Origin of the sequence: Actinoplanes sp. NPDC049316, assembly GCF_040677315.1 — a bacterium.
In the GTDB taxonomy this organism is placed as follows: domain Bacteria; phylum Actinomycetota; class Actinomycetes; order Mycobacteriales; family Micromonosporaceae; genus Actinoplanes.
The window spans coordinates 23,999-47,290 of sequence record NZ_JBFAQM010000001.1; the positions used below are offsets into that span (position 1 = coordinate 23,999).

Annotated in this window: 16 protein-coding genes; all 16 read left to right on the forward strand. The window is 74.0% G+C overall.

What is annotated here, in order from left to right; genetic code table 11:
- Positions 1–9 precede the first annotated feature (9 nt).
- From AB0K03_RS00110 to AB0K03_RS00185, 16 genes are read left to right on the forward strand one after another with little or no spacing between them, the layout of a single operon-like run.
- Positions 10–735: a hypothetical protein gene (locus AB0K03_RS00110; protein ID WP_364678168.1), complete on the forward strand. Its 726-nt coding sequence runs from the start codon at positions 10–12 to the stop codon at positions 733–735.
- Positions 728–1,414, forward strand: coding sequence for a hypothetical protein (locus AB0K03_RS00115; protein ID WP_364678170.1), 687 nt, complete (start codon positions 728–730; stop codon positions 1,412–1,414). The genes AB0K03_RS00110 and AB0K03_RS00115 overlap by 8 nt, the downstream gene beginning before the upstream one ends.
- Positions 1,411–2,655 carry a DUF4255 domain-containing protein gene (locus AB0K03_RS00120; RefSeq protein ID WP_364678173.1) on the forward strand — a complete coding sequence of 415 codons (1,245 nt, stop codon included), beginning with the start codon at positions 1,411–1,413 and terminating at the stop codon, positions 2,653–2,655. Before AB0K03_RS00115 ends, AB0K03_RS00120 begins: the two co-directional genes overlap by 4 nt.
- Positions 2,656–2,658: 3 nt before the next feature.
- Entirely contained in the window at positions 2,659–4,536 is a 1,878-nt protein-coding gene (locus AB0K03_RS00125) for an ATP-binding protein (RefSeq protein ID WP_364678176.1), read from the forward strand.
- A complete protein-coding gene (locus AB0K03_RS00130) occupies positions 4,527–4,793 on the forward strand; it encodes a hypothetical protein (RefSeq protein ID WP_364678179.1) in 267 nt (88 codons plus the stop codon). Before AB0K03_RS00125 ends, AB0K03_RS00130 begins: the two co-directional genes overlap by 10 nt.
- Positions 4,790–10,726 (forward strand): eCIS core domain-containing protein, encoded by a 5,937-nt coding sequence (locus AB0K03_RS00135; RefSeq protein ID WP_364678182.1) that lies wholly within the window; start codon positions 4,790–4,792, stop codon positions 10,724–10,726. The genes AB0K03_RS00130 and AB0K03_RS00135 overlap by 4 nt, the downstream gene beginning before the upstream one ends.
- A 47-nt stretch (positions 10,727–10,773) precedes the next feature.
- Entirely contained in the window at positions 10,774–11,337 is a 564-nt protein-coding gene (locus tag AB0K03_RS00140) for a hypothetical protein (protein WP_364678184.1), read from the forward strand.
- The gene (locus AB0K03_RS00145) at positions 11,334–11,978 is read left to right on the forward strand and encodes a hypothetical protein (protein ID WP_364678187.1); all 645 of its coding nucleotides are present in this window, start codon (positions 11,334–11,336) and stop codon (positions 11,976–11,978) included. Before AB0K03_RS00140 ends, AB0K03_RS00145 begins: the two co-directional genes overlap by 4 nt.
- 12 nt (positions 11,979–11,990) lie before the next feature.
- On the forward strand, positions 11,991–12,317 hold the full coding sequence (locus AB0K03_RS00150; RefSeq protein ID WP_364678189.1) for a LysM domain-containing protein: 327 nt from the start codon (positions 11,991–11,993) through the stop codon (positions 12,315–12,317).
- Positions 12,310–13,437, forward strand: a complete 1,128-nt coding sequence (locus AB0K03_RS00155; RefSeq protein WP_364678192.1) for a hypothetical protein — start codon at positions 12,310–12,312, stop codon at positions 13,435–13,437. Before AB0K03_RS00150 ends, AB0K03_RS00155 begins: the two co-directional genes overlap by 8 nt.
- Positions 13,438–13,470: 33 nt before the next feature.
- Entirely contained in the window at positions 13,471–13,977 is a 507-nt protein-coding gene (locus AB0K03_RS00160) for a phage baseplate assembly protein V (protein WP_364678194.1), read from the forward strand.
- Positions 13,978–13,986: 9 nt separating this feature from the next.
- Positions 13,987–14,319 (forward strand): hypothetical protein, encoded by a 333-nt coding sequence (locus AB0K03_RS00165; RefSeq protein ID WP_364678196.1) that lies wholly within the window; start codon positions 13,987–13,989, stop codon positions 14,317–14,319.
- Positions 14,316–14,690, forward strand: coding sequence for a GPW/gp25 family protein (locus tag AB0K03_RS00170; RefSeq protein ID WP_364678199.1), 375 nt, complete (start codon positions 14,316–14,318; stop codon positions 14,688–14,690). Before AB0K03_RS00165 ends, AB0K03_RS00170 begins: the two co-directional genes overlap by 4 nt.
- Positions 14,687–17,488 carry a putative baseplate assembly protein gene (locus AB0K03_RS00175; protein WP_364678201.1) on the forward strand — a complete coding sequence of 934 codons (2,802 nt, stop codon included), beginning with the start codon at positions 14,687–14,689 and terminating at the stop codon, positions 17,486–17,488. The genes AB0K03_RS00170 and AB0K03_RS00175 overlap by 4 nt, the downstream gene beginning before the upstream one ends.
- On the forward strand, positions 17,485–21,120 hold the full coding sequence (locus tag AB0K03_RS00180) for a putative baseplate assembly protein (RefSeq protein ID WP_364678204.1): 3,636 nt from the start codon (positions 17,485–17,487) through the stop codon (positions 21,118–21,120). Before AB0K03_RS00175 ends, AB0K03_RS00180 begins: the two co-directional genes overlap by 4 nt.
- Complete coding sequence (locus tag AB0K03_RS00185; protein ID WP_364678206.1) at positions 21,117–23,267, forward strand: hypothetical protein; 2,151 nt, start codon at positions 21,117–21,119, stop codon at positions 23,265–23,267. The genes AB0K03_RS00180 and AB0K03_RS00185 overlap by 4 nt, the downstream gene beginning before the upstream one ends.
- Positions 23,268–23,292 lie beyond the last annotated feature (25 nt).

The following is a 23,292-nucleotide window of genomic DNA, read 5'->3' on the forward strand; positions in this document are numbered from 1 at the left end:
GGGCCGGCGATGGTGTCCAGCGTTCCGGATCTCCTGGCCGGCTGGGAGCTCGGCCTGTCCGCCGACGAGAGCCGGCGGGCCGTGGTGCTGCACTCGCTGGCCCGCCCGGGCGAGCCCGCCGACCGGCTTCTGGCGATGCCGGTCGGCGAGCGCGACGGCGACCTCGTCGCCCTGCGCCGGCGGCTGTTCGGCGACGCGGTCCCGCTGCGGGCCGCGTGCGGCGAGTGCGGCGAGGAGCTCGAATTCGCCTTCGACCTGGCCGCGATCCCGGCCGCGGCGGAGCCGGACGGTGAGCGACGGGTCACCTCGGGTGACTGGACCGTGCTGGTCCGGCAGCCGACCGCCGGCGACCTGCTCGCCGTGGCGGCCGCACCGCCCGGCCGGGCCCGGCTCGTCCTGCTCGCCGCCTGCGTCGCCGAAGCCACGCGGGGGCAGCAGCCGGCGAGCGCCGACCAGCTCCCGCCCGAGGTGTGCCGGCTGGTCGCCGAGGCCTGCGCCGCCGCCGATCCGCGGGCCGACATCACGCTCGCCATCGCCTGCGCGGTCTGCGGCCACAAGACCGCGGCCGCGCTGGACATCGGGGCCGTGCTCTGGGCCGAGCTCGACAACTGGGCCCGCAGCCTGCTGCTCGACGTGCACCTGCTCGCCCGTACGTACGGCTGGACCGAGGCGGACGTCTTCGCCCTGAGCCCGCTGCGCCGCCGCTACTACCTGGAGCTGGCCGGACATGACTGACTTCTTCGACCGGTTGCTGGCCCGCAGGCGCCCGCTGGACGAGCCGGGCCCCGTGACCCGGGCCCGGCCCCGGGTACCGACGCTGTTCGAGCCGTCCCGGACCGCCGGCCTGGAGGAGATCACCCTCGAGCGTCCGGCGAGCACGCCGCCGCCGGTCGTCGTGCCGCCGCCGTCCGCCGTGCCGCCCGCACCGGCCCGGCCGTCCCGGCCCACCGCCGCGGCGCCTGCCCCCCGTCCCGGCTCGCCCGTACCGGAATCCGGCCCGGCTCAAGTGGTGACCGCGACGACCGCGTCGCCCGAGCCGGCGACGCCGGCGCTGACACCGCCGGCCGTCGTGCGCCCCCCGATGCTTGCGCCGCCGGCTGCGCCTCGTGCCGAGCCGGTATCCGTCGTGGTCCCCGCCGCCGCCCTCGTCGCTCCCGCGCCGCAACTGGTCGTGCCGGCCACGCCCCGGGTCGCCCGGCCGCCGACGGCGTCGGCGCCCGGCGCGCCGGTGGTCGCCATGGCGCCCGACGGCCGTACGCGCCGCGCCGAACCGGCCGGACGCACCGTCCAGATCCACATCGGACGTATCGAGGTCTCCGCGCCTCCCGTGCCGCAGAGCAAGCCGGAGCGGGCCCGGCGGCGTACGCCCGAACTGACGCTCGACAAGTACCTCGGTGAGGGGGGAGAGCGATGAGCAACGCCCTCGCCATCGCGACCGTCACCGAGGCGTTGCGCCGCTTTCTCGCCAACAGCCTGCTGCCGGAGATCACTCCCGCCGTCGACGTGACCGCCCGCAAACCGTTCACCGAGCCACCGACCGACCCGACCATCAGCGTGTTCTGCTACCAGGTCACGCCCAACCCGGCCCAGCGCAACCGGGACGCGCCGACCCGTACCGCCGACGGCACGCTGCTCACCCGGCCTCGGGCCGCGCTCGACCTGCACTACCTGATCAGTTGCTACGGCGACGAGAGCGAGTTGATGCCGCAGAAGCTGCTCGGCGCGGTGATCCGGGCCCTGTACGTACAACCGGTGCTGGCCCGGGCCGACATCGAGGACGCGGCCGCCCAGGCGTTCCTGCGCGGCAGCGACCTGGCCGCCGCACCCGACCGGGTCCGGTTCACGCCGTCCACACTGGACATCGACGACCAGTACAAGCTCTGGACGATGCTGTCCCAGACGCCGTACGCGCTCTCGGTGTGCTACCAGGCCTCGCTGGTGTTCATCGAGGGGCGAGCCGGCGCGCCACCCGGGAAGCCGGTCGAGCGCCGTACGATCACGGCTGTTCCCGGCGGCCGCCCCGTCGTCGACCGGGTCCTGTCCCGCCCCCGCGGCACGCCGGACGCAGTCCCGGTCGAGGGCCCGGCGCCGCGCGACAACGACCTCGTCATCGAGGGCAAATCCCTGGCCGCCGACGCCGTCTTCGCCCGGCTCGGCACGGTCGACGTCGAGGTGCCCGCGGCCGGGGTGACCGACACCCGGGTGCTCGTCCGGCCGCCCGACGACCTGCCCGCCGGCGTGCATCCGTTACGGGTGCTGCAGAGCGTGGCGGTGGAACCGGGGACCACGCTCGCCAAGGTGCTGCAGTCCAACGTGGTGCCCTTCGTCCGGGCGCCCCGGGTGACGGGCACGGCGATCAGCCCGGAAGGGCTTCGCCTCACGCTCGATCTGCCCGTCGGCGCGGAGCAGCGCGTGCAGCTGCTGCTCGACGAGCTCGAGCCGCCGGCCGGGCGGGCGCCGCGGGCGTACCAGTTCGACGCGCCGTTCCCGCTGCCCGGCACGCGGCCGCCGGAGCAGGTGACGGTGCCGCTCGCAGCGACGGCGGCCGGGACGTACCTGATCCGGGTGCAGGTCGACGGCGCGCAGAGCCCGATCGTGCGGAACGTCTCCGGCCAGGTCACCGGCCCGGTCGAGACGCTGCCGGAAGTGTCCTGAGCCATGGCCGGCGACGTGCATCAGGAGGCGCTGACCACGGCGGTCACGCGGGTGCTGGCACGCGTCGGCGGCCGCGGCGACCTGCCACCCGAGCCACCCGGCGGCAGCGCGCTCGACATGGTCTGCTCGTGCTTCGGGCTGACCCCGTTCGAGCGGGACGTGCTGGTGCTGGCCGCCGGCGCGGAGGTCGATCCCGGCACGGCGCAGGCGTGCCTGACGGCCGGCGGGCGCCCGTACCCGACGTTCTCGCTCGCCCTGGCCACGCTGGCCGAACCGCACTGGAGCGCGCTGGCGCCGGTGTCCCCGCTGCGCCGCTGGCACCTGATCGAGCTGGAGCCGGACAGCCCGGTCACCACCGCCCGGCTGCGCATCGACGAGCGCATCCTGCACCTGCTGGCCGGGGTGCCGTACCTCGACGTCCGGCTGCACGGCCTCGTCACGCCGCTGCCCGCCGCACCCCCTCTGCCGGGCACCCAGCAGGCGGTGGCGACCGCGCTGGCCAGTGCGTGGACCACCGGACCGGGCCGGGCCACGCTGGTCGGGGCGGACGGTCAGACCCGGCGGGAGGTCGTGACCGCGGCCGCTGAGGAGGCGGCGGTACGCGCGTACGCCGCCCGCGCCGCCGATCTGCCCACCGACGCCGTGGAACGGGAGGCGCTGGCCCGCCTGTGGGACCGCGAGGCCATCCTGTTGCCCGGCGCGCTCGTGGTCGAGGTGGACGACGCCGGCCCCGAACGCCGCGAGGTGGCCGCCGCCTTCTGCCGGTCGCTGGCCGCGCCGGTGGCGTTGTCCGCCGCCGAGGTGACCGCCGACGACCGGGTGGGAGAACGGATCGCCGTCGCCGCGCCCCGCCCGGACGAACAGCGCGAGCTGTGGGCGGCCGCGCTCGACGGCGTGGTGCCGGTCGGCGACGGCGACCTGAGCCGCCTGGTCGCCCAATTCACGCTGCCCGGCCACGTGATCCGCGCGGCCGCCTCGGCCGCCCGCCGCCGCGCCGCCGGCGCCGGTGCCGCCGGGCCGGGCGGGTACGACCTCGCGTGGCAGGCCGGGCTCGACCACGCCCGGATGGCGCTGGACGACCTCGGCCGCCGGATCACCCCGCGGGCCGGATGGGACGACCTCGTGCTGCCCGCCGCGCAACGGGCCGTGCTGAACGAGATCGTCGCCCACGTACGCCGCCGGTCGACGGTGCACGACGACTGGGGCTTCGAGGACGTGCTCCGCCGCGGCCTCGGCGTCACCGCGCTGTTCGCCGGCGGCAGCGGCACCGGCAAGACGCTCGCCGCCGAGGTCCTCGCGCACGAGCTCGGGCTCGACCTGTTCGTCATCGACCTGTCCCAGGTGGTGAACAAGTACATCGGCGAGACCGAGAAGAATTTGCGCCGGGTGTTCGACGCGGCCGAGCGGGGCGGCGCGGTGCTGCTGTTCGACGAGGCCGACGCGCTGTTCGGCAAACGCAGCGAGGTCAAGGACAGCCACGACCGGTACGCCAACATCGAGGTCAGCTACCTGCTGATGCGAATGGAGGCGTACCGGGGGCTCGCCATCCTGACCAGCAACATGAAGAAGTCGATGGACTCCGCGTTCCTGCGCCGGCTGCGGTTCGTGGTCGACTTCCCGTTCCCGGACGCGCCCGAGCGGGCCGAGATCTGGCGCCGGGTGATCCCCGCCCGGGCACCGGCCGAGGGCCTCGACGTCGAACGGCTGGCCCAGCTCACGGTCAGCGGCGGCAGCATCCGCAACATCGCGCTGTCCGCGGCTTTCCTCGCCGCGGATGAGGGCGTGGCCCTGCGGATGCGCCATGTGCTGGCGGCCACCCGGACCGAATATCTCAAGCTCGAACGCTCGGTGACCTCGGCGGAGGTGGCCGGATGGCGATGACCGAGCGGGTGGTGGTGGAGATCGGCGCGATCGTGCTGGACGGCGTGCGCCCGGCTGACCGCGCCCGGGTGGCCGAGGCGTTCACCCGCGAACTCTCCCGCCTGCTCACCGAGCACGGGCTGCCGGCGGTGGACGCCCGTCGCGACGCGGTGACCCGGCCACCGGTGCCGTTGACCGGCTCGCCGCGTCGCATCGGACGGATGCTGGCCCGCTCGGTGCACGAGACGCTCCTGCCCGGCGCCGGGGAGACGCCGTGAGCGGGCCGGCCGCGGTTCCGCCGGCGAAGGCGCAGCTGCGGCGCGGGAAGGCGGAACACCGCCGGGACCGCCGTCGGCGCAAGCGGAGGCCCGCCGAGCTGCGCGAGATCGTGGCCTCGGCCGGGCGGCCGCTCGAGCCGTCCGTACGGCGCGAGCTCGAGGAGCGGCTGGGGCACGACTTCAGCCGGGTACGCATCCACGCAGACCGGGACGCGGCCACGCTGACCGAGCTGGCCGGCGCCGACGCGGTGGCCCTGGGCACCGACATCTTCTTCGCCGACGGGGCGTACCGGCCGGAGACCGCCGCGGGCCGGCGGCTGCTGGTGCACGAGCTCATGCACACCATCCAGCTGCCCGACGCGGCCATCGCGACGCGTGCCGGCCGTGAGCCGGGGACGGTGAGCCGGCCGACCGAGCCGCTGGAGCTGGCGGCCGAACGGGTGGCGGACTCGGCGTCCGAGGCGGCCGGCGCCGGTCCGGTTCCCGGGCCGGCTGACGCGGGGCCGGCGGCCGCGGCGCCGGCCTGGATGCGGTACGCCTCCGTCAACCCGGCGCAGCTGCGCATCGAACACCTCGATCCGGCGACGCTGGTGGACCGGGTCGTGGCCGGGGTGCTGCGGAGCCTGCGCGGCGACCCGGCGGACGCCGCCGGGCGGATCCGGTTGCAGTTCGGGCGGTTGACGCCGGAGCTCGAGGCCGCGGTGCTGGACCGGCTCGACGTGCGGTTGCCGTCGGCCGAGTACCGGCGGGTACAGGACCTGGCCGCGGAAGGGGCCGCGAATGCGGTGAACGGCAGCGCGGTCGACACGGCGTCGACGCCGGCGCCGGTGCCGTCCTCGACGCCCACGCAGGCCGAGGCACCCGAGGAGGACAAGGCAGCCGAGCAAGACGAGGCAGCCGAGGAGGACAAGGCACCCGAGCAAGACAAGGCACCCGCGCAGGAGAACGCACCCGGGCAAGGCAAGGCACCGGAGGAGAAGGCCGCTGAGGACGGGAGGACGGCGGAGGACGGCAAGAGGCCTGAGGACAGCAAAGCGGCCGAGGATGCCGGGGCCGAGGGCAAGGACGCCGAGAAGAAAGAGGCCGCGGAGAAGACCGGAACGGAAGGCGGCAAGACCGAGGAGGAGAAGGGCAAGGACGAGGGCCGTCGGAAGGAGGGCGCCGAGGAACCTCCAGCCGCCGGGTCCGGAGCTGCCGCTCCGGGCACGGCAGGGGCCGGACCGACCCCCGCCGCGGGTGGTGCGGGCGCCGCGACCGGGGCCGGGGCGGGTGGCGGTGCTGCGGCTGCGGCCGGTGGTGCGGGCCTGGTCGACCTGAGCCAGGTCGATGCCGTTGCCGAGGACCCGCAGGGACCCTTGGCGCATCACGGTCTGCGGAACCGGCCGGCCGGCACCACGGCCGACGAGATCCCGGAGGGCGAGCGGCCGATCGGGGTGGAACCGCTCACCGAGGAGGACGTACCGAACCCGGACACGACCCCGGAGCCTCCCGGACCGCAGACGCCGGAGGCCGAGCCGCCCGGGCCGCAGGCGTACCTGCCGAAGGCCGACCTCGACGTCTCCGCCGTGCCCACGGCCGACGCGCTCGAGCTGCCGTCCAGCGGTTCGCCGCCGGCTCCGGCCGCACCGTCGTTCCCGGCGCCGCCCGAGCCGGAGATCGCCGACGATCCGGGCGGTGGGCCGGGCACGGTCAAGGGGGTGGCCGAGGCCGCCGAGCGCGACCGGGAACGCGAGCGCGCCGAGTCCGCCGAGGTCGGGGAGGCGCCGGGCCAGGTCTCGCCGGATGCGCTCGACCGGGAGCCGGACACCACTGTGGACGCCTCCAGCGCCACTGCGCCGGGTGGCGCGCCGGACGTGGGCGGGCCGGGCATCGGTGGCCCGGATGCGAGCGGCCCGGCGATGGAAGGGCCGGGCGTCGACGGGCCGGGCGTCGACGGGCCGGGCGTCGACGGGCCGGGTGCGCTGGACGGGCCGGGTGCGGCCGGCACGGTCGACGGCGGCCCGGAGGCGGGCGGTGCGGTCGGCGGGCCGGACGTGGCGGGTGACGGCGGGGGGCCCGCTGCGGGCGTACCCGGTGATGCCCTGCCGGCGGATGCCTCGCTCGAAGCGGGCGGCGGATCCTGCGGCTCGACCCCCGAACCGGCCGGCGAGGCGGACAGCGGCGCCGCGTGCGGCGCGCCCGCGCCGGCCGCCGGCAAGGCGGAGGAGGAACCGGCCGCCGAGGCGCCCGACCTGTCCGGGCAGGAGCCGGACGGCGCGCTGGCCGCCGCCGGGTCGCTGCCGGCCACGCAGATGCGCGACTCCCTCGCCGGCGTCGACGCCTCGGTGAACCGTTCGGTGGGCCGGCAGCGCACCGATCTCGCGGCCGCGCCGCCGGCCATGGCCCGCCCGGCCGGGGCGCCGCAGACGCAGCACGGTACGCCGCAGCCGGGGGCGCCGGCCGCGTCCTCCCTGTCCACCCTGGCGGAGGTCACCCCGGAGACGCTCGGCAAGCAGAAGCTGCCCGACGGCCGGCCGGCGCCGTCCGGTGCGCCCCCGACCGACCGGGTGTCGCCGCCGCACTTCGCCGACACCGGTCAGGACACACTCAGCGAGGCCGAGGTCCGCGGCCTGCAGAACGCCGTCGACAACGTGCCGACCACCGACCCTGCGCTGAACCAGACCGTCGGCGCGGCGCCGGCCGTCTCGCTGTCCGGCGAGACCGATCCGGCGCTCGCCGACGAGCAGCGGCGCCGGCTCGGTGAGCAGGCCGGCGCGCTGCGGAAGATCGGGCGTACCGATGCCGCCACCGACCTGGGCGAGCACCGGATCTATCCCGACGTGCGGCCGGAGACGTTGCGGGGGGCGCCTCCGGGGGCGGGCCCGGCGCCCGCCGGAAAAGCGGCGGGAGCGGCGCCACCGGCGACGGCCGGTCCGGCCTCGGGCAGCAGCACGCCGCCGCAAGCCGTCTCGGCCGTGGTGCTGCAGGAGCGCGGGCCGCAGGTCCAGGCCGGCGTGGCTCAGGGCCGGACGGCGATCAAGACCGAACAGCAGACGCAGCGGACGGGCGAAGCGGCCGCTCGCACCGAGAATGCCGCCGCCGTCGACAAGGAGATCCAGGCCAACACCGCCGAACAGGCCGGTGAGCGGACGTCGCTGAGCGAGCTGGCGACCGCGCGGCGCGCGCAGTGGCGCACCGAACAGGACGGGCTGCTGGCCGAGAACGGCAAGAAGGCCGACGGCGAGCACACCACGCAGCTCAAGCGGATCTCGGACAAGAAGGCCGGCACCGACGGCGACATCGAGGCCCGCCGGCAGGCCGACGACAAGGACATCGGCGAGCAGAAGCGCAAGGCCGAGGCGGACGCGCAGAAGGAGAAGAACAAGAAGAAGGACGACGACGGCTGGCTCGGCTGGGCCAAGTCGAAGATCAAGTCGGCTTTCGACGCGCTGGTCAGCGTGGTCAAGGGCATCTTCGATCTGGCCCGCAAGGCGATCAACGGGATCATCGAGGGGTTCAAGAAGTTCGCCACCGGGCTGATCGAGGCGGCGCGCAAGGCGATCGTCGGCTTCATCAAGGCGGTCGCCACGGCGCTGATCGCCATCAGCGGGGTGCTGCTGGCCGCCTTCCCGGAGCTGCGGGACAAGGTCCGCAAGTTCATCGAGGACCGGCGGGACGCCGCGATCAACAAGGTGAACCAGCTCGCCGACAAGCTGAAGCAGGGTGTGCAGAAGCTGCTCGACGCTCTTGCCGCGGGCCTGAACAAGCTGCTCGATCTGCTCGAGAAGGGCATGCTGGCCGCGATCGAGCTGGCTCGCGCGGCGGTGCACAAGGCGATCGCCTTCGTGGAGAACGCGATCAAGATGTTCGGTCAGTTCGCGGCGCTCGTCGCGGACATCGCACCGGACCCGCTGGGCTGGCTCGGCAAGCTCGGTACGGCGGCCAAGGCCGGCATCCGCGACCACCTGTGGACCGCCACGAAGGTCGCGGTCAAGCAGTGGTTCAACCAGAAGGTCGAGTCCATCCTCGGCCTCGGCAGAATGATCTTCAATGTCCTGGTCAAGGGCTGCTTCTCGATGGCGAAGATCGCCCGGATGGCCTGGCAGGCGCTGATCAAGGCCCTGCCCATGATGATCATCTCGATCGTCATCGAGAAGCTCGTCTCGATGATCATCCCCGCGGCCGGCGCCATCATGACGATCGTGCAGGGCGTGATCGCGGCCTGGGGCACGATCAGCAAGATCATCGCCGTCTTCCAGAAGTTCTTCGCCTTCCTCAAGGCGGTCAAGGCCGGGGGAGTGGCGGCGGCATGCCTGTTCGCCCAGGCGGTGGCCGCCGGTGTGGTGGCACTGCTCGACTTCATCACCAACTTCCTGCTGATGCGCCTGGTGTCGGCGGCCAAAGGCGTGGCGTCGAAGCTCAAGGGACTGGCCCAGAAGATCATGGCCGCGCTCAAGCGCGGCGCGTCCGCGGCGCGCAAGGGCGCCGGCAAGGCCATCAATGCGGCCAAGCGCGGGGCGAAGGCTGCCGCCGGCGCCCTGAAGCGCGGCGCCCAGAAGGTCGGTTCCTGGGGGCGCAAGGGCCTGGCCAAGGCGAAGGCGGGCGCGAAACGGGCGTTGGGCGCGGTTCGCAACGGGGCGAAGCGGCTGGGTGCGCGGTTCGCGAAGACCAGGGTGGGCAGGGCGCTAGCCGCGGCCGGAAAGAAGGTCAAGGAGGGGTACCGGAAGGCGAAGGCGAAATATCAGGCGTGGCGGGAGAAGCGCAGGAACAAGCCCAGGAAGGAGCCGCCGGGCAAGCAGGCACGCCTGGACGCCGCGATCGCGCGGATGCGGCCGAAGGTGCACCGGATCCTCGGGCGCGGCGTCAGCCGTCGCATCCTCCGGGTCGTTCTGGCCGGCCTGCGCCTCTGGTACCGCCTGACCGCCGTCTCGCTCGACGGCGGCCGCGACGGACGGGTCAGGGCCACCCTGAACCCGACGGGCGACGTCGATCCGGCGCGTGTCATCGCCGACGCCGAACTCCTCGCCCACGTCGACCGGCGGATCCGGCAGGTCGTCGCCCGCCGCCAGCGACTTCGCCGGCAGCAGCTGCAGGCGACCGGGGCGCAACCCGCCGCACCGGCGGCGTCCCCGGGCACCACCCTCAACGTGCCGCAGCAATCCGAGACACTGGGAACGTTCGCCGAGTTGCAGCGGCGCCGCGCGGCGTCAGCGAATGTGCGTGAGCTCCGATTCCGCGGCGCGCAGTTCCACATCGGTATCGGGGAGTCGAGACACCCGACGACGATCGGCCGGTTCGACCTCTACCTGCGCGGATCGACGCGTGCCGAGCAGGGCGTGGGCCGCTACGCGCAGATCGCGTACCAGGCACGGCAGCGGATGGGTGGCGCGGCGTTCCAGGACTATCTGCGCCTGTTCGGTGCCGGAGCCTTCGGCAGACTGCCGGCCGGCGGGGAGGCGCTGCGCCACGCCGGCGTCGCGGCCCTGTTCAGCACCGTCCGGACCCTCGGCGAGGGGAGCAACGTGCCGAGCGCGTTCCTCACCGGAAGCAGCGACATCGCCGAGCTCCTCACCGCACAACCGGCCGAGGTGCCGGACATCCTGGAGGACGTCGCCCGCAACCGCGCGATGTCGCAGGAAGGAAGCTTGGAAGCGACGCGGCGCATCTACCGGAGCGGCATCGCCGCCCCGGGAATCACCCCTCAGGAGCGGGCCGCGCGTCTGCAGCGGAGCAGATCCGAGCTGACGACCCGCCGGACCGTCGCCGGCGTGCAGCAGGAGACCCCCGTCGCGCTCATGCGGAAACTGGCGGAAGCGATAGTCAAAGTCGCGGCAGCCGACGGCCTCGTGCTGCAGCCCGGCACCGACGAGCAGGTCATTCGCCAGATCACGACCCGGATCGACAAGATCTTCGTCGACCGGGGATGGCTGGACCCCGAGGACATCGAGCAGTGAGGGCGAGGGCTGAGAACACCATGGCGATGACCAGTCGGAGCAGGCGGATGGTGCTGCGACCGGGCACCGACGAGTCCGACGTCCGGGCGCTGGCGGACCGGCTGGGATTCACGGTCGTCCGGGAGATGACGGCGGATCCGGTGCAGGGTGTGCAGCGCGAGGTCACCTGGCGCGTGGACGAAGGACTCGTGCTGCACTACGCGGAGGAGGCCGTGTCCGGCTGTGTCTTCGTCCAGGTGCAGGGAGACGCCGACGAGGACGTGGCCGAGGTCGCCGACGCCGTCGCGTCCTACCTCGTGCCGGTAAGCCTCGAGGACGCCCTCGTGGGCACCCGGGTGCCGGCCGACGAGGAAACCCGGGCGGCCCGGATCGTGCAGGCAGGGCTCAGCGCCCCCGAGCATTTCGACGACCGCTTCCTCCGCGTCTTCGCGGCCGCGATGCGCGACGGATCCCGGCGTATCCGGGAGGCCGGCGTCTGGGCCACGACGTACTCGAACTGGCCGGAGGCCAAGCCGCTCCTGCAGGCCGTGATGGCGAACGATCCCGATCCCGGCCTGAGGGCCGACGCGCAGAACATCCTGGAGGTCGCGCACGGGGGGACCGGACGATGACTGTCGGGTTCTTGGATCTGGGGCGGCCCGTGCGGTCCGGGCTCGTCACGGTGGATCCGGTCACCGGGGCGCCGCAGCGGGTCGTGGTCATGCAGTTCAATCCCGACACCCTGCAGCGCAGTCTTGCGCCGCGGGCGACCGCAGGCGAGGGGCAGGGGGACCGGACCGAGGCGTTGCGGCTCACCGGGCCCGCGGTGGAGACGTGGAAGTTCGACGCCGAGATCGACGCCACCGATCAGGCCGATCAGCCTGCGCCGGACGGGATCCACCCGCAGCTGGCGCTGCTGGAGGTGCTGATCCAGCCGCCCAGCGCGCGGTTGCGGACCAATCAGGCGCTGGCCGCCGTCGGCACGCTCGAGGTGGTGCCGGTGGAGGCGCCGTTGACGTTGTTCGTCTGGGGTGGGCGCCGGGTTCTTCCCGTACGGCTGACCGAGCTGTCCATCACCGAGGACGCGTTCGACGCGCGGCTCAACCCGATCCGGGCGACCGTCAGCGTCGGGCTGCGGGTGCTGACCGTCGACGACCTGCCCACCGGGCATCGCGGGGCCGAGCTGTGGCTGGCTCACCTCGTGCAGAAGGAGAACCTGGCCGCCGCGAGCAGGGCCGTCGGCATCTCCGCGTTGGGGCTGACCAGGATCTGAGAGGAGAGCGTCATGGCGGGAGCGTCGTCCTATCCACGGACCAGCCGCTACTTCGGTGTCGACGTGGCCGTGCACGTGCGCGCCGACGGCGTCGAGATTCCGTACCTGCGGTGCCGATCGTTGCCGCCCGCCGACCGGCTCACCGTGCTCAGCGAGCACGAGGTGTCCGAGGGGGACCGGCCCGACCTGCTGGCGTACCGCTACTTCGGCGACGCCGAGCAGTGGTGGCGGATCGCGGACGCCAATCCGGTGCTGGAGCCGGAGGAACTGACCGCGACGCCGGGGCGGCGGTTGCGCATCACGTTGCCCGACGGTGTGCCGGGAGGTCTCGGTGGTTGACGCGCCGATGCACCTGAGCCTGCTGATGGGCCCGCGCCTGGCCGTGCCGGTGCCGCAGCCGGTCACCGATGCGCTGCTGTCCGCGCAGGTGACGGTCACGGCGGGCCAGCGCAGCGGGTTCCAGCTCGGATTCGACCTGGCGAAGAACGGGCTGATCAACACCGTGTTGCTGCCGGCCGGGTTCTTCGACCCGCAGATCCGGGTCATCCTGGTCGCCACCGTGCGGGGCGTGCCCACCGTGCTCATCGACGGGGTCGTGACCCGCCAGGAGGTGGGGATCAGCAATCAGCCTGGGCAGTCGACGCTCACCGTCACCGGCGAGGACCTGACCATCCTGATGGACCTGGAGGAGAAGACCGGCACGTCGTACGCCGCCCGGCCGCACGCCGCCCAGGTCGCCGAGATCATCGCCGGGTACGCCCAGTGGGGCATCGTGCCGCTGGTCATCCCCGAGCTGTTCCCGGACACGCCGATGCCGACCGCGCGCATCCCGTTCCAGCAGGGCACCGACCTCGGCTACCTGAACGAGCTGGCCAAGGCCAACGGCTTCGTGTTCTACCTCGACCCCGGCCCGGTGCCGGGGATGAGCAAGGCGTACTGGGGTCCCGAGGTCCGCATCGGCGTCCCCCAGCACGCCCTGACCGTCAACATGGACGCCCTGTCCACGGTGGACCAGCTGACGTTCAGCTTCGACGGCTCCGCCAAGGAAGACCTGCAGGCCCGGGTCGAGATCCCCGGTACGCACGTGTCCGCCGTGCTGCCGGTGCCCGAGGTGAGCGTGCTGCGCCCGCCGCTGGCGCTCAAACCGGCCCCGGCGCTGAAGAAGAAGGTGCTCAAGGACACCGCCAACAAGGACGCCACCCAGGTCCTCGCCGAAACGCTGGCCAAGGTGGCCGAGTCGGCCGACGCCGTCACCGGCTCGGGGCAGCTCGACGTGCTGCGCCACGGGTTCGTGCTGCGCTCGCGCGAGCTGGTCGGCGTACGCGGGGCCGGCATCACGTACGACGGCCTGTACTTCGTCAAGAGCGTCACGCACAACCTGCGCCGCGGCGCGTACACGCAGAACTTCACCCTGGCCCGCGAGGGCCTGATCGCACTCACCCCGGTCGTCGTGCCGTAAGGCCGGCGCAGGCAGAGGAACGGAGGCAGCGCCGTGGCGGATGCCCTGCTCGGCAAGTTCCGTGGCACGGTCGCGGACAACCTGGACCCGGAACGCCGCGGCCGCTTACGGGTCAACGTGGCCGGCGTGCACGACTTCGACCCGTCGTCGTGGGCGTTGCCCGCCTTCCCGCTGGCCGGCCCGCAGCTGGGCGTCTTCGTGCTGCCGAAGATCGGCGCGCGGGTGTGGCTGGAGTTCGAGCAGGGCGACATCAACACGCCGATCTGGACCGGCTGCTGGTACGACTCCGCCTCCGACGTGCCCGGTGACGCGCTCACCGGCCGCCCCGACTCGCCCAACATCGTCGTGCAGACCGGCGGCGGGCACAGCATCGTGCTCTCCGACCTGCCCGGTGGGCCCGGCATCACGCTGAAGCTCTCCAGCGGCGCCAAGCTCGAGATCAGCGACTCCGGCATCACGCTCGACAACGGCAAGGGCGCGGTCATCTCGCTGTCCGCCACGCAGGTCGACATCAACAAGGGCGCGCTGACCGTCAAGTAGGGGGAAGCCATGCCAGGCAACATCTTGCACGTCGCGGCCACCATCATGTGCCCGCACGGCGGACAGGCCTCGGTGCAGTCCGCGCAGAGCCGGGTCACCGTGTCGGGCAATGCCGCGGCGACGGTGGCTGACACGTACACCGTGACCGGTTGCCCCCTGAACGTCTCCGGCAAGCCGCAGCCGTGCGTGACCATCCGGTGGCCGGGGCCCGCCGCCCGCGTCACCGTGAACGGCAGCCCCGTGGTGCTGGCCACCTCGACCGGTGTGTGCCAGAGCGCCGAGCAGGCCCCGCAGGGGCCGCCCACGGTGCCGGCCGTGCAGCCGCGGGTGGCGGCGCAGTGAACGGGCGGCTGGACGTGGCGTTCCCGTTCGCGGTCGACGGGCGCGGGCGCACCGCGGAGGCGGGATACGACGACCACGTCGCCGACATGATCGAGCTGCTGCTGTTCACCCGGCCGGGGGAGCGGGTGATGCGCCCCGACTTCGGCTGCGGGCTGGGCGACCTGGTCTTCGAGCCGAACAGCATCGAGCTGGTGGCCATGCTGCAGGTCTCCGTGCTGGCGAGCCTGCAGCGCTGGCTCGGCGACGTCATCGACATCGGCGCCGTCGAGATCGACCGGGACGACGGCACGCTGTCGATTCGGATCGCGTACTCGGTGAAGGCGACCGGGGCGGCACGTGACGACGTGTTCACGGGGAGGGCGGCGACATGAGCGCCGAGATCGACTGCGCGACGCCGGCGCGCCGCGCCCGGCTGCGCCGGCACCACTGGAACGGCATCGACGAGGTCGAGGTCGGCGACGACGGGCGTACGCTCACCGTCACGTTCCTCGGCAAGGCCCCCCGGCAGGACCTGGAGCCGGAGAACATCCGGATCGACGGCGGCCGGCGCATCACCGGGATCGTCGCGCTCGGGGTCGCCATCGAGCGCGACGACGACCCGGACCTCGACGACCACATGTACGTCGAGCTCGACAAGGCCGGCGACTCGTCGACGTACACGCTCTCCGTGGTCCGGCCCGGGCCGCACGGGCGGCCGGGCACCGTGCCGTACCACGGCTTCGACGAGCGCTACGCCACCGCGGAGTTCACGTTCCGGCCCGGCTGCCCGGCCGACCTCGACTGCCGGCCGCCCGCGCCCGCCCCGCCGGTCGTACCGCCCCCGCCCGTCATCGACTACACCGCCCGCGACTACGCGGCGCTGCGGCGGCTGCTGCTCGACCGGCTCACCCTCACCCTGCCGCGGTGGGTGGAACGCCACGTGCCGGACCTGCCGCTGACCCTGGTCGAGCTGCTGGCGTACCGGGGCGACCAGATCTCGTACGCGCAGGACGCGGTGGCCGCCGAGGCGTATCTCGACACCGCCCGCCGCCGCGAGTCGGTACGCCGGCACGTGCGCCTCGTCGACTACGCCATGCACGACGGCGGCAACGCGCGGGCCGTCGTCGCCGTGGAGACCGCCGGCACCGTCACGCTGGACGCGGGCCGATTCCGGTTCGCCGCCATCGACACCGGTGGGATCGTCGCGCGTGAGCACCCGGCGCCCGGCACGGTGCTGACCGACGAGGAACTGCTCCGCTTGATCCGTACGATTCCGGTCGAGGTCTTCGAACCGATGAGCCCGGACGACGTGACCGTCCGGCCGGAACACAACCGCATCACGTTCTGGACGTGGGGGGACACCGACTGCCGGATCCCGGCCGGCGCCACCACGGCCACACTAAGCGACGACTGGACCGGCGAGCACGCCGACGACGACGAGCACGATCACGACCGCCCGCGCGCGCTGCGGCTCCGGCCGGGCGACATCCTGATCATCGAGGAGGTACGCGGCCCGGCCACCGGCGCGGCCGCGGACCGGGATCCCGGCCACCGCCAGGCCGTCCGGGTGACCGCCGTCGAGCCCGGCGTGGACCGCCTCTACCGGCAGCCGGTGCTCCACGTGACCTGGGCGCCGGAGGATGCGCTGCGGTTCACCGCGGTCCTCTCCCACTGTGGCGAAGAGGAGCTGACCGTGGCACGGGGCAACACCGTCCTCGTCGACCATGGACAGTCGCTGACGTTCGACGGCCGCGACCCGGAGGAACTCACGGTGTCGCCGCCGTCGCGCCCCCGGCTGTCCCGGAGCCCGGTGACCCAGGCCGCCCCGTACCCGGACCCGGCCCGGATCGCGCAGGCTCAGTCCCGGCTGCTCGCCGCCGTACCCGGCCGGGCCCGCGACCGGGTGGAGACCCTGTGGCGCGACGCCCGCGCCGGCCGCCGGCCCGGACCGGACGAGAACGAGGAGCTGATCCGCCTCTTCGGTGCGGCCACCGTGGCCGCGCTGCGGCCGGACCGGAATCGGGTCCGCGCGCTGGCCGTCCTGGCCGGTCGGTTCGACACGCTGCTGGCGGTCAAGCTGGCCCGGATCAGCCGGCTGGTCGCGATCGCCGCCGACGGCCGCGTCCTCGGTCACGACGTCGCCTGGGAGATCCGGCACTCGTGGGGCCCGGCCTACGCCGAGCACCTCGAGCCGGACGATCCCGCCCTGGCCGGTCCGGCGTCGGCCCTGGGCACGCCCGACCCGCGCGCCGCGCTGCCCGCCGTACGCCTGGACGACGGCGGCTGGACGCCCCGGCGCGACCTGCTGGCCGAGGGTCCGCGGTCGGCCGTGTTCGTGGGTGAGCTCGGCGACGACGGCCTGCTGACGTTGCGCTTCGGCGACGGCGTGCACGGCCGGCCCCCGGCTTCCGGCGGCACACTGCGGGCGTCGTACCGGATCGGCAACGGCGCCGCCGGCAACGTCGGCGCCGAGGCCGTCGCCCACCTGGTGCTGGCGAGCGGGGTGGAGGCCGGCGGGATCGAACGGGTCCGCAACCCCCTGCCGGCGACCGGCGGCGCCGACCCCGAGCCGGTGGACGTCGTACGGACCATGGCCCCGCTCGCCCTGCACCGCACCCGGCTGCGGGCGATCACCGCGGCCGACTACGCGGAGCTCGCCGCGCAGGTGCCCGGGGTGCAGCGGGCGGCGGCGAGCCTGCGCCACGTCGCCGGGTCCGTCGAGGTGCACGTGGCGGTCGATCCGTTCGGCACCGCGGCGCCCAGCGACATGCTCCTCGACGCGGTCACCGCGGCCCTGGAGCCGTACCGACGGATCGGGCACGACGTGGTGGCCGGGCCGGCAGACCTCGTCCCGCTGTTCGTCGAGGTGACCGTCTGCCTGGCGGACGGCTACCCGCGCGGACAGGTCGTCGAGGCCGTCACCGGGGCGGTGACAGCCCTGTTCCGGCCGGACGCGGTGTCGTTCGGCGAGCCGGTGCGGGCCAGCCGGCTGGTCGCCGCGGCGATGGCCGTTCCCGGCGTCACCGGCGCCGAGGTCACCGGGCTGCGGCGGCTCTTCGGGACCGACGACGGCGAGGCCCGGGCGGGCCTGCTGCGGCTCGGCCCGCTGCAGATCGCTCAGCTCGACAACGCTTCCGACCGGCCCGAGAACGGCCGGCTGTCGATCGACGTGGCCGGAGGTGGCCGATGAACTGCTCAGATGGCTGCGGGGGCGGCGGCGCGCACGCTCGTGCGGCCGGGCCGCCGCCGGGCCTGCCGGCGATACCGTACCGGGCCGGCGAGTACGGGTCGTTCCTCGCGGCGATGCTGTCCCGGCTGTCCTCGTCGTCGGAGCTGGCCCGGTTCACCGCCCGGACCCCGGACGACCCGGCCGTCGCGCTGCTCGACGACGCGGCCGTGCTGGCCGATCTGCTCACCTTCTACACGGAGCGGATCGCCAACGAGGGCTATCTGCGTACGGCCACCGAGGACCGGTCGCTGCGGCTTCTCGGCCGGCTCGTGGGCTACGCCCCGCGCCCGGGCGTGGCCGCCGGCACCTACCTCGCGTTCACCGCCGACCGCGACGGCGCCGAGCGCGACGTCGAGGTGCTCGTGCCGGCCGGGACCCGGGCGCAGAGCGTGCCCGCGCCGGGCCAGGACGCGCAGCCGTTCGAGACGGATGAGGACCTGATCGCCCGCTGGTCGCTGAACTCCATGCCGGTCCGGGTGAACCGTCCGAAGCAGGTCTCTCCCGGGGACCTGGGCGGCAAACTCGAGCTGCCCCTGGCCGGCACCGGCCTCGACGTGAAGCCGGCCGACCGGTTGCTGTTCGACTTCGGCGACGGCGTCGCGGACTCGCCGCGGCTGCTGGTGCTCAGTGACGTCAGCGAGGACCGCGCGGCCGGCCGTACGGTCATCACGGTGATCCCGCAGGCCATGGCGAACCTCCTGCGCCGGAGGGTGGCCGAGGCGGTCGCACAGGCCAGGACCGGCCCCATGTACGAGCGCAGCCGCATCGTCCGCCGCTACGTCGACCGCGACCTCGCGTCGCTCGCCGGCAGCGTCGCCGCGGCCACGGATCCGCGGACCCGCCTCACCGAGGCGCTCGAGCGGGCCGAGGCGGCCGCGGCCGAGGGCCGGGCGTACGGCAGCGTCCGCGCCTGGTTCGCCGAGCACCGCGAGCGTCTCGCCCGGCTGCGGGACGAGGCACCACCACCGCCTCCTGCGCCGGCGGCGCCGGTGTTCCACCGGCTCGCGCTGGACGACGAGAGGGGGCCGAACCCGGCCCTGGCCGGGATCGCCGCGTTGCTCGGCCCGTTGCGCCGTCCACCGTCGCGCCCGCCGGCGAGCGCCCGCCGGCTGGACCGCCAACCCTCCCAGATCTTCGCGCCCGGCTCCGACTTCGGCGCTCAGCTGCTCACCGCGGTCGACCCCCGCCTGCGCGACCTCTACCCGGCGTGGCGGCAGATCAACGTCTCCGAGCAGCAGAAGCTCAAGGGGCTGCAGGCGATGCGGGTGAGCGCGGCACCGTTCGGGGCCACCGCGCCCGACCGGGTCGTGTTCGACGACAAGGGCGTGGTCACCGGCACCATCGAGTGGCCGCTCGGCCGCTCCGACGAGCTCTCGCTGCGGGTCGTCTACGCCGATCGCATGCCGTCGACGATCGAGTTCCGGTACCGGTCGCCGGAGGGCCGGATCTGGACGTCCGACGCGGACGTGAGCGACGGTGATGATCACGTCCACCTCGACACGTGGCAGGTGTCGCTGGTGGTCACGTCACCGCCGGACGACGACGGGGAAGCCGAGGCGGCCGAGGGGCCGGGCCCGGGCGTGGAGGCCACGTTCCGCCAGCACGGCGTGGTCGCGTTCGCGGTGACGCTGCCGCGGACGCCGGACGCCGGCCCGGTGTCGGTCACCGTCCACAACGGCACCACGCTGTCCCTGCCGGTGACCACGGAGCCGCAGGCCGGCGACCACGGCGACCGGAAGGTCACCGTCCTGCGGACCTCCGGCGACGACGAGAACCCGTCGTTCACGCTCGCCCTCGCCACGACGACCCCGTTCGACCTCGACACCATCGCCCTCGACGCCGTCTACGACGGCATCGCCCTGGACAGCTGGGCGGTGGTCGTCCGCCGGGGCGGGGAGCCGCTGTACGCGAAGGTCACCGCGGTCCGTACGGTCGCCCTGGCCGCCTTCGGCATCACCGGCAAAGTGACCCAGCTGGTGCTCGACAAGACCTGGCTGAGCCCGGACGACACGCTGACCGACATCCGCGACACCATCGTGTACGCCCGCGGCGAACGGCTCGACCTCGCCACCGAGGAGGACACCACCGACGTCGGCGGCGCCCTCATCGAGCTGGCGGCGCTGCACGAGGGCATCCAGCCGGGCCGGCTGATCGTCGTCACCGGCGAACGCACCGACGTGGACGCGCCGGGGGTCACCGGCACCGAGGTGGTGATGGTGGCCGCCGTCGAGCAGTACGTCGACGAGCGGCGGCCCACCGACCTGGTGCACACCAGGCTGTTGCTGGCCGTGAAGCTCAATTTCACCTACCGCCGGTCGACCGTGCGCTGCCTCGGCAACGTGGCCCGGGCCACGCACGGCGCCGGCCGGGAAGAGGTCATCGGCAGCGGCGACGCCGGCCGGGCCGGCCAGACGTTCACGCTCTTTCAGGGACCGCTCGGCTGGATCGCCGCCGACACGCCGCTGGGCGCCGAGAACACGCTGGTGGTACGCGTCGACGGCGTGCGCTGGCACGAGGTGGACGACTTCGCCGGCCGGGGGCCCCACGAGCGGGTCTACACCACGTCGACCGGCGACGACGGACGCACCCGGGTCACCTTCGGCGACGGTGTGACCGGCGCGCGGCTGCCCACCGGGGTCGAGAACGTGCGGGCCGCGTACCGGGTCGGGGTGGGAGCCGGCGGCAACGTCAGCGACCACCAGATCACCCAGCTGGTGTCCCGCCCGGCCGGGATCTCCGGGGTGACCAACCCGGTACGGGCCGACGGCGGCGCCGATCCCGACGACGCGCACCAGGCACGCCGCGGCATCCCGGTCGCGGTGGCCGCCCTGGACCGGCTGGTCGGCGTGCCCGACTACGAGGACTTCGCCCGGGCCCGGGCCGGCATCGGGCGTGCCTCGGCCCGGCAGCTGCACGACGGCACCCGGGAGCTCGTCCACGTGACCGTCGCCGCTACCGGCGACATCCCGCTGCTGGACGACTCCGACATCGTCGTGGCGCTGCGCGCATCGCTCGCGACCTTCGGCGACCCGCGGCTGGCGACGGAGGTCGCGGTGCGCGAAGCGGTGCTTCTGCTGGCCGCGGCGACCGTGAAGGTGCTCCCGGACCACTCGTTCGAGCTGGTCGAGCCGGCGGTCCGGGCGGCCGTGCTGAGGCGGCTCGGCTTCACCGCGCGCGACCTGGGCCAGCCCGCCTACCGCTCGGAGCTGGAAGCGGCCATCCAGGGCGTGCCGGGCGTGGACCACGTCACCGTCGAGGTGTTCACCCATGTGCCCGGCTCGCTGACCCCGGACGACCTGCAGAACCTGCCGACCCTGATCGAGGCCCTCGAGCGCGTCGTGCCCGCACACCGGGCCCGGTTCGACGAGGCCGGTTTCACCGTTGCCGGCAGCGCGATGTCGCTGGACGCCGTGGCCGCCGCCAACGGCATCACCGTCGCGCGGCTGCTCGCCCTCAACCCGGCGCTGCGCCCCGGCGACCAGGTGCCGGCCGGGACGACCGTCGTGGTGTTCCGCGGCATCCGCCCGGCGCAGCTCGTGATGTTCTCCGCCGATCTGCCCGACACCCTGATCCTGCGGGAGGCCAAGTCGTGACCAGCCGGGACAACCTCGCGGCGCTGCTGCCGGTACACGTGCAGCGCCGCGACGCCGAGACCGGCGGGGCGCTGAGCGCCCTGCTCGCCGTCGTCGGCGAACAGGTGGGGCTTTCCGCGGACGCGGTCGCCCAGCTGTACGAGGACTGGTTCATCGAGACGTGCGAGCCGTGGGCCGTGCCCTACATCGGCGACCTCGTCGGTTACCGGATCGCCGGCGGGTACACGGCGGCGCTGGCCGAGGGGGACGAGTCGGCCCGTCTGCTCGCCGCCCGGCTCGCGCCGCGCCGCGACGTCGCCGACACGGTGTCCGCCCGGCGGCGCAAGGGCACCCTGTCGGTGCTGGAGGACGTGGCGCGCTCCGTCGCGGACTGGCCGGCGCGCGCGGTGGAGTTCCGCCGTACCCTCGGCATCACCCAGCCGGTGCGCCTGTACGGCGACGCCGCCGCCGTCGCCCGCCGCTCCCGGCTCACCCCCGGCCGGCTGGTCGACGTCCGGGACGGCGCCGCGCTGGACGTGCTCGGCACGCCGTTCGACCGGTCGACGCATCTCGCCGAGGTGCCGCGGATGAGCTCTGCCGGCCGCCGCTCCGGCCGGCACAATCCACCGGCCGTGGGCGTGTTCGTCTGGCGGCTGACCGCGCAGCCGGTCACCCGGGCACCGGCCGACTGCCTCGACAGCGCCCGCAACTTCTACACGTTCTCCGTGCTCGGCAACGACACCCAGCTCATCGCCCGGCCCGTACCGGAGCCGGTACGCACCCACATCGCCGGCGCCGAGAACCTGCCGGTCGCCATCACCCGCCGGGCCGCGCGGGACCGGCTCGCCGAGTACTACGGGCCGGGCAAGAGCTTCACCATCTGGGCCGGCGCTCGCAACGCTCCACCGGTCCCCGTGCCGCGCTCCGCCATCGTGACCGCCGACCTGTCCGGCTGGCGCTACCGGCCCCGGCCCGACCAGGTGGCGGTCGACCCGGTGCGGGGCCGCATCGCGTTCGGCCGGCGGATGCTGCCGCGCCGCGGCGTGTGGGTCTCGTACCACCACGCGTTCCCCGACGATCTGGGCGGGGGTGAATACCCGCGGCTGCCGGTGACGCCGGAGGACGTGCCGATCTACCGCGTCGGCGCCGGCGCCGACTTCGAGCGGATCAACCAGGCGTACGAGCGGTGGCAGGCCGACGCGCCCCCGGACGCGGTCATCGAGATCACCGACAACGGCGCGTACCAGGAACAGCTCGAGTTCGAGGTGGGCGAGGACCAGCGGCTCACCGTGCGGGCGGCCGAGGGCAGGCGCCCGACACTGCGGCTGCTCAACTGGTACTCCAACCGGCCCGACGCGCTCCAGCTGCGCGGCGTCGGCCGGGGCGCCCGGGTGGTCCTGGACGGCCTGCTCATCACCGGCCGCGGGGTGAGCGCCACCGGATCGCTGGCCGAGGTCGACCTGCGGCACTGCACCCTGGTGCCGGGCTGGTCGCTGGAACCGCACTGCGCGCCGACCCACCCGGCCGAACCCAGCCTGGTGCTGGAGGAGACCCGCGCATGCGTGCGCATCCACCGCACCATCCTCGGCACCATCGTGGTCATCGCCGACGAGGTGCACACCGACCCGCTCGACATCCGGCTCACCGACAGCATCGTGGACGCCACCGCCGCCCGTCGGGAGGCGCTGTGCGGGCCCGAGGGACGCCTCGCCCACGTCGTGCTGGACGTCCAGCGCTGCACGGTGGTCGGCACGGTCCGTACCCACGCGATCCGCCTCGCCGAGGACAGCATCTTCGACGGCAAGGTCCGGGTCGGCCGTCGCGCGGTGGGCTGCATGCGGTTCTGCTACGTGCCGGCCGGCTCGCGCACACCGCGCCGCTTCCACTGCGAGCCGGACACCGCGCTCAGCGGCACAACCCGGCCGGACGACCGCCGGCTCATCGTCAACCGGGTCCGCCCGCGGTTCACCGAGCATCGGTACGGCACCCCGGCCTACCTGCAACTGGCGCCCTCGTGCCCGGACGAGATCCGGCGCGGCGCCGAGGACCGCTCCGAGATGGGCGTCTACCACCACCTGTTCCAGCCGCAGCGCGAGGACGACCTGCGCCGCAGGCTCGACGAGTTCACCCCGGCCGGAGCGGCGGCCGGCCTCCTGTTCGTCAACTGACCCCGCGCGATCCTTCGGAGGACCC